A 6,619-nucleotide genomic window follows, 5' to 3' on the forward strand; every position below is an offset into this window, starting at 1 on the left:
AGCCTAAACCAACAATTATAGAAGAAAAAGCACTCGACTTTCTGGAAAGAAAGTCGGGTGTTTTTGCGTTCTGAAAGAAATCAGAAAATCAATACGGTCGGTTATTTACTGCTTACGTTGCTCCGGACTGGATCCGAGTTCTATGTTTTATTTCTTTCTAATATCTTAAGGATAACTGTTCTGTTTGATAAATTCTTATGATTATTTGTAAAGATAAAAAGAAACAGCATCTTTTTTTAATAGTACGTAATCTCGTTTAGGTAATTTACGTATATTAGAAAATAGATGCTGTTTAAAATTTTTGAATTAAGAAGACGGCTATTAGTCGTTCAAGTTGTAACGTAATTTCATATGTTCGGAACCCATTGTTACCATGTCGCCTAATAGTTTTGTTTGTTTCTCAAAAGCAACGTTGGCTAATTTTTCGTTAGCTTTTTCTAGATAGTCATTAGCGTTAGCTTTGTCCAAGTTCTTATCGGTGTCATTTTGAATCTTACGATAAGTGCTCATGGCGTCTAGTTCGTAATCGTTTCTCATATCAACGTACAAGTCATAATCTGTATCACCTAAGAGGGCAGTTGTACAACTTAACCAGTACATGTTTTTGAGGTCGAATTTGCCAGTGGCATTCTTGTATTGAGCTGGAGTGTCATTGACGTTAGCATAAAATGGCACAACAGTATTGAAAGTATTGGCACCGTAAGCTAACCAGTGAATACCAGCGATTTCTTTAGGAACGTTGTTTCTGATTTGTAAGATGTGAACGTCGTGGTTTCTATTGATTCCGATTGGTCTGAAGAGTTTCTTATCAGCGTCTGTTCCATTTCCATAAACGTCATACTTAGTATTTTCAAAGTGTGAACTCAAGACAAACTTGACATCTTCGATTGAAATTTTGCGATTGGCGTGACAGATAAATGGAAGATCTTGTTCCATTGGATCATCTGTTGTGTCGTCGGGGCTGAAGAATTTTTGGCCATACCAAGCACGAGGATTGTTGTAAACTGTGTCCTTGATTGAGGAACTGCCGAGGATATGTCTTAAATTGTAGTTGTCAAAGTCAGGGTTGAGGTTATTGTCGTCGATCAAAGTCTTCAAATCAGCTGAAGCTAGTGTGTCATCTGAGTCGAAATCGAAATTATCGATGTTCATTCGGTTAGGTGCGACAACGTAGGCATCATCAGGGATGCGAACGGCTGCCCAGTGGTGACCACCGATTGTCTCTAACCACCAAACTTCTTCATTATCGGCAAAAGAAATTCCGTTTGGTTCATAAGTTCCGTATTGTTCTAGTAATTCACCGAGGCGTTTAACACCCTCACGAGCGCTGTGGATATAAGGAAGAACTACCGTAACGAGGTCTTCTTCACCGAGTCCATTTTCAACGAAGGGGTCGAGTCCTAGAACACGAGAATTAGTTGTGATTGTTTCTGTTGCTGACATGGCAACATTTTCACTGTTGATACCAGCAGCGGGCCAGATTCCGTTAGTTAAAATTGAGTTAGGAATTGATGTGTAACGCATAGGATCGTCAGGCAATTTAACATTAACCTTGCTGATGACTGAAGTGTAGTCTCTTGGTTGATCACTAGGGTTTACTACTACAAAACGTTGAGGGTCAAGTGCTTCATGACCGTCGTCGTTTCGAGAAATGATTGTTGAACCATCAATAGAAGCTTTTTTACCAACTAAAATTGATGTACATGAACCTTTGATACGTTTTTCCATTATTTGAATGCTCCCTTTATGGTTATTGATAGGTTAATTATAACTTTTCTAATGCGGGAAACCAACTAAGCCATTTTATTTAGGTAAATTGATTCCAGCTTCTTTTAATGCGTTCAAATACTTCTCTAGTAGTACATTTTTAGCATTGTACTGAGCTCCAGGAATAGTATAACAAGCAACTTGAATCGATAAGGTACCGTCATTTAAATTTGAGAAACCAAAGATGTAAGGTTTTTGCGTAATCTGAAGTTCTTTTAAATTCAAATTATCATTAACTTCATCAATAGTTTGTGTAATTTTGTCAAAAGGAGAGTCGCTAGAGACAGGAATCTCCATTAAAGCACGCATATTGTTGCGGGATAGATTGCTGACAATGGTAATGTTGCGGTTAGGGATGTAATTCAAAGTTCCGTCAAAACTCTTGACTTGAGTTGTTCTGATACCGACATAAGTGACTTCTCCCTCGATATTATTGACTTGAATCAAGTCACCCACGCTGATTTGCTGTTCCAAAAGGATGAAAAAGCCGTTGACCATATCGGAAACGAAACCTTGAGCACCAAGACCAATTGCCAAACTGAAGATTCCGGCACCGGCAATCAATGTACCGACAGGAATTCCAATGGCTGAAAGTAGGGCGTAGATCCAAAAGAACATCAGGATGTATTTAAAGACGTTGAGGACTAAGGTGTAAATTGTGTCGAGCTTTTTGGGCGAAATACCACGTTTTGATTTGCGGAGACCAGTTTTAAAAATGTGGCGAATGATTTTTTTGCCGACCCAGTTGATCAACAATAAGACGATCGTTAGTAAAACTAGTTGGAAAACGACTGAAGCGACGTGTTGAATGACTGACTCCCAGTCGACTTTGAGAAACATTTTCTTGATAAGACTGTTAAAATTTAGAGATGAATTCAATGTGAGTAATCCTTTCAAAATAATATAAAACTATAATATCACACTAATAAACGTTGATATATCAATGATGCTAGTAACTCTAGCTACCAATTTTTCAGAATTTAGGTAAGTTATAACTATGGAGGTCGTCAAAATGGACTTTGGAGCACAAGTGAAAAAATTACGCAACAGTCGTCATCTGACCCAAGAACAGTTAGCTTTGAAATTGAATGTTTCACGACAAACAATCTCCAGTTGGGAGAACAATCGGAATTTGCCTGACTTGGAAATGGTCGTCACGCTTGCTCAAACATTTCAGATTTCTTTAGACCAATTGATTTTAGGTGATCCGTCGATGACTGATAAATTAGTGAAGGATGGTAGTGAGATGAGAAAAATCAAATTAACTTTGTATGTGACGCTCGTCATGATTTTAGCTGGAGTGGGCTGCTTTTTGCTCTTCAGTGTGATCGGTTCAACTGTGGACAGTGACGGTATCCTACAAGAACCATTTTTCTTGGTGCCAATCGGTTATTTATTTTTATTATTAGGTTTGATTGGCGGAGTGATCAACTTAGTTCAACGAAGACAAAATAAAAAGCACCATTAAGATGCTTGTCGTAAAATCTTTTCCATCGCTTTACCACGAGCTAATTCGTCAATCAGTTTATCGAGGTAGCGAATATCTTTAACGATTGGATCTTTGATATCTTCAACGCGGACACCACAAACAACTCCTTTGATCAGTGAGACGTTTTCGTTCATTTGCGGAGCTTCTTTGAAGAATGCGGCCACGTCAACATTTTCAGTGAGTTGCTGGGATAAGGTTAATTTATCGTAACCAGTTAACCAAAAAATAATTTGGTCAACTTCAGTTTGGGTGTGGCCTTTGCGTTCGGCTTTTTTGATATAAAGTGGGTATAAGTCCTTGAATGACATCTGGGTAATATCTTTTTTCTTCATATGTAAACCTCCATCCTTTTATTCAGTGTAGCAAATTCCCACAGAGTTAACTGGTTTAATGAATTGGAAAATGTGGTACAGTAAGTTTACTTAAATATAGAAGGGAAACAATTATGGCATATCCACAATTAGATTTAGAAAACGCCACAGGTAGTGTAGCAACTATTAAAACTAATCATGGCGAGATTAAGATTCAATTATTCGACGAACTAGTTCCTAAGACGGTTAAAAACTTCGTTGAACTAGCTAAAAAGGGTTATTACAACGGAATTATTTTCCACCGTGTCATTCCTGATTTCATGATTCAAGGTGGCGACCCAACTGGTACTGGTGCTGGTGGTGAGAGTATTTACGGTCAAAGTTTTGAAGATGAATTCAGTGATCAACTCTTTAACTTAACTGGTGCACTTTCAATGGCTAATGCTGGTCCTAACACAAATGGAAGTCAATTCTTCATCGTTTCAAACGAAAACATGCCTAAGCGAATGATCAAAGAAATGGCTAGTGCAGGTTATCCAGAAGAAATCATTGCTGCTTATAAGAATGGTGGAACTCCTTGGTTAGATCACCGTCACACAGTCTTTGGTCAAGTTCTTGAAGGAATGGAAATTGTTCAAGAAATTAGCCGTGTAAAACGTGATGGTAATGACAAACCTAAAGAAGACGTTGTCATGGAAAGCGTTGAAATTAATTAATTTTTAGAAATGAGTCGGTGAGTGTCTGATAAGTTTCTTTAAAGTAAGAATTTTTGAGAAAAACTAGATTGATGGGATGTTCAATTTTGAAGCCTGGAAAATCTAGTTTTTTTAGTTGTCCAGAAATTAACTCTTTTTGGACGAGTGATTGATAGATGAAAGTTATCCCGGGATTCTGCTTGAGCAATTCGATGATGGTATTGGGGCTAGCGATTTCCATAACATTCGAAAAGTCAGAAATCTTGTAATTCTGGGTGGCGAGCCAGTTTTCGAAGATGTTGCGGCTACCGGAGCCATTTTCGCGAATCAACAAGGTCTGATTGAATAAGTCTTCGATTGAATGGAGTTGAATATCTTCGTGGGAGGCACAGATGAACTGTTCCTTTTGCAAAAAGAAGGAATCAAACTCGTCTTTGTCGAAGTTACCTTCAATCAATCCAAAATCGACTTTGCCATCACGGATATCTTGCAAAATGTGTTGGGTGTTATTGATTTTAGTTGTCGCTATCGGCATTTTGTCACTTAGGTGATTGAGAAACTTTGGTAAGAGAGTTGAGCTCAATGACAAGGTGCAGCCCATTTTAAAGGTGGATTGCTTTTTAAGAGAATTGAGGACTTGGGCGCTTTCGAATTCAACTTGTTTGGCATAATTAGCTAGGTTTTGACCGACTGGTGTTAATTTGATGCGGTTGTGATTACGAATAACGAGTTTTAAATTGAGTTCGTCTTCCAGAGAGGTGATCTGTTGGGAAACTGCCGGTTGGGTGATGAAGAGTTGATGGGCTGTCTTAGTAAATGAGTTAGTTTGAGCCAAGACTACGAGTGTTTGGTAACGTTTATCGAGCATAGTTTTCTCCTTTGATAAATTTTGCTTATCCAAAAGTAATGAATACTAATTTTTACTTATACAAGTTATATATTATCATGTGAATTACGGAGGATTAGTATGTATTTAAAATTATTTGAAAAAAGCTTTCTCTATGCCTTTTTAATGACACTCTTTTGTTCACTCTCGGGAACTTTTCTCGGGGGATTACCTTATTTAACCGTTATCGGTGCTCTGGTGATCTCATTAGTAATCGGGATGATGTTTCAAATGTATCGCCCAGCCATTAAAATTGCTGAAGAAGGAATTGGATTTATTTCCAATAAATTTTTACGTCTAGGAATTATTTTATTAGGATTCAAGTTGAATTTAATCGATCTTGCCAATGCTGGAGTTAAAACAATTCTGTTTGCGGTAGTGATCGTTAGTGGGATGGTTGTCTTAACGTACAACATTGCTCGCAAATTTGGAGTAAGTAAACGATTGGCAATCTTAACTGCTAGTGGAACGAGTATTTGTGGGGCTGCCGCTGTTATGGGAATTTCACCCCAGATCAAGGTCAGTAAAGAAGAAGAGGCTGCCAAACACAATGAAGAAGTTTTAGCAGTTGCTATTGTTGCCATCTTAGGAACAGTTTTCACCTTAATTGAAATTGGTCTCAAGCCAATGCTACATATGACCGACACACAGTTTGGAGTCATGGCCGGCGGTTCCTTGCACGAAATTGCTCATGCCATTGCAACTGGTAGTGCCGGAGGGTCAGTTAGTTTGAGTGCTGCTATTATTACTAAGTTATCGCGAGTTTTGATGTTAGCTCCAGCCGCTTTGGTAATTGGTATTTGGTACCAACATCAGGACAAAACTGCCACAGGTGAAAAAGGTAAATTGCCGATTCCTTGGTTTATGGCAGGATTTTTGTTGGCTAGTGTTATTGGGACTTTTGTACCAATGTCTAGTGCAGTATTGAACTTATTAGTTAAGTTAGCTTACTTAGTACTTGGTATGGCAATGGCTGCTCTAGGGATGAGTGTGAACTTCAAAGCCTTTTTGAGTAGTGGAAGAAATGCTGTCTTAGCTGCCTTGTCAGCTTCAGTTATCTTATTAACATTTACAATTATAGTAAGTAAGGCATTTTTCTAGATTTGAATTTTAAGTTTAAAAGGTAAGAGGGTAAAGCGATCGAATTTGATTGCTTTAGCCTTTTTTTATTAATAAAATGATATTTTCTTGTACATATGGTCAAATTTAGTCCCAATCAGTGGACAAACGTGGTATAGTATTAGTAACTTATTAATTGTTGCAATTAATAGGAAGAAACAAGTAACAATGAAACTGATTTTGAAAAAAATCAAAAAACTTTCAAAAAGTACTTGCAACGTCGTAACTGAAAAGGTAATATATATCTTGTTGTTGCGACAGAGCAACGGTGTCAACGGTTTGAAGCTTAATTGTTTCTCCTAAACACCACTAATTATTTTAAAAAAGTTCTTGACTTGGTCTTGTAACTTCG

The 6,619-nt window shown here is 37.7% G+C and carries 7 protein-coding genes; 3 read left to right on the top strand and 4 right to left on the bottom strand.

Annotated elements, in window-relative coordinates; all coding sequences use genetic code 11:
- Positions 1–321: 321 nt before the first annotated feature.
- The gene (locus EGT49_RS12180) at positions 322–1,728 is read right to left on the bottom strand and encodes a C69 family dipeptidase (RefSeq protein WP_135374662.1); all 1,407 of its coding nucleotides are present in this window, start codon (positions 1,726–1,728) and stop codon (positions 322–324) included.
- A gap of 75 nt (positions 1,729–1,803) precedes the next feature.
- The gene (locus EGT49_RS12185; RefSeq protein ID WP_135374664.1) at positions 1,804–2,646 is read right to left on the bottom strand and encodes a mechanosensitive ion channel family protein; all 843 of its coding nucleotides are present in this window, start codon (positions 2,644–2,646) and stop codon (positions 1,804–1,806) included.
- Positions 2,647–2,779: 133 nt separating this feature from the next.
- On the opposite strand from EGT49_RS12185, the gene EGT49_RS12190 reads away from it, so the two are divergent.
- Positions 2,780–3,235 (top strand): DUF3955 domain-containing protein, encoded by a 456-nt coding sequence (locus tag EGT49_RS12190; RefSeq protein ID WP_135374666.1) that lies wholly within the window; start codon positions 2,780–2,782, stop codon positions 3,233–3,235.
- Here EGT49_RS12190 and EGT49_RS12195 read toward each other — a convergent pair.
- A complete protein-coding gene (locus tag EGT49_RS12195) occupies positions 3,232–3,588 on the bottom strand; it encodes a DUF2200 domain-containing protein (protein ID WP_135374668.1) in 357 nt (118 codons plus the stop codon). The genes EGT49_RS12190 and EGT49_RS12195 overlap by 4 nt on opposite strands.
- A gap of 113 nt (positions 3,589–3,701) precedes the next feature.
- On the opposite strand from EGT49_RS12195, the gene EGT49_RS12200 reads away from it, so the two are divergent.
- On the top strand, positions 3,702–4,283 hold the full coding sequence (locus EGT49_RS12200; RefSeq protein ID WP_135374670.1) for a peptidylprolyl isomerase: 582 nt from the start codon (positions 3,702–3,704) through the stop codon (positions 4,281–4,283).
- Here the strand turns inward: EGT49_RS12200 and EGT49_RS12205 are convergent.
- Positions 4,276–5,130, bottom strand: coding sequence for a LysR family transcriptional regulator (locus EGT49_RS12205; RefSeq protein ID WP_135374672.1), 855 nt, complete (start codon positions 5,128–5,130; stop codon positions 4,276–4,278). The two genes, EGT49_RS12200 and EGT49_RS12205, sit on opposite strands and share 8 nt — an antisense overlap.
- 99 nt (positions 5,131–5,229) lie before the next feature.
- Between EGT49_RS12205 and EGT49_RS12210 the strand changes: the two genes are divergently transcribed.
- Positions 5,230–6,249 (top strand): YeiH family protein, encoded by a 1,020-nt coding sequence (locus EGT49_RS12210; protein ID WP_135374674.1) that lies wholly within the window; start codon positions 5,230–5,232, stop codon positions 6,247–6,249.
- Positions 6,250–6,619: the final 370 nt, after the last annotated feature.

The sequence above is a fragment of the Companilactobacillus suantsaicola genome (assembly GCF_004745525.1).
Lineage (GTDB): Bacteria > Bacillota > Bacilli > Lactobacillales > Lactobacillaceae > Companilactobacillus > Companilactobacillus suantsaicola.

Excerpts from the sequence above, each read along its gene's own strand:
- EGT49_RS12190 (WP_135374666.1), top strand. The coding sequence starts at position 2,780 with ATGGACTTTGGAGCACAAGTGAAAAAATTACGCAACAGTCGTCATCTG.
- EGT49_RS12210 (WP_135374674.1), top strand. The coding sequence starts at position 5,230 with ATGTATTTAAAATTATTTGAAAAAAGCTTTCTCTATGCCTTTTTAATG.
- EGT49_RS12180 (WP_135374662.1), bottom strand. The coding sequence starts at position 1,728 with ATGGAAAAACGTATCAAAGGTTCATGTACATCAATTTTAGTTGGTAAA.
- EGT49_RS12195 (WP_135374668.1), bottom strand. The coding sequence starts at position 3,588 with ATGAAGAAAAAAGATATTACCCAGATGTCATTCAAGGACTTATACCCA.
- EGT49_RS12200 (WP_135374670.1), top strand. The coding sequence starts at position 3,702 with ATGGCATATCCACAATTAGATTTAGAAAACGCCACAGGTAGTGTAGCA.
- EGT49_RS12205 (WP_135374672.1), bottom strand. The coding sequence starts at position 5,130 with ATGCTCGATAAACGTTACCAAACACTCGTAGTCTTGGCTCAAACTAAC.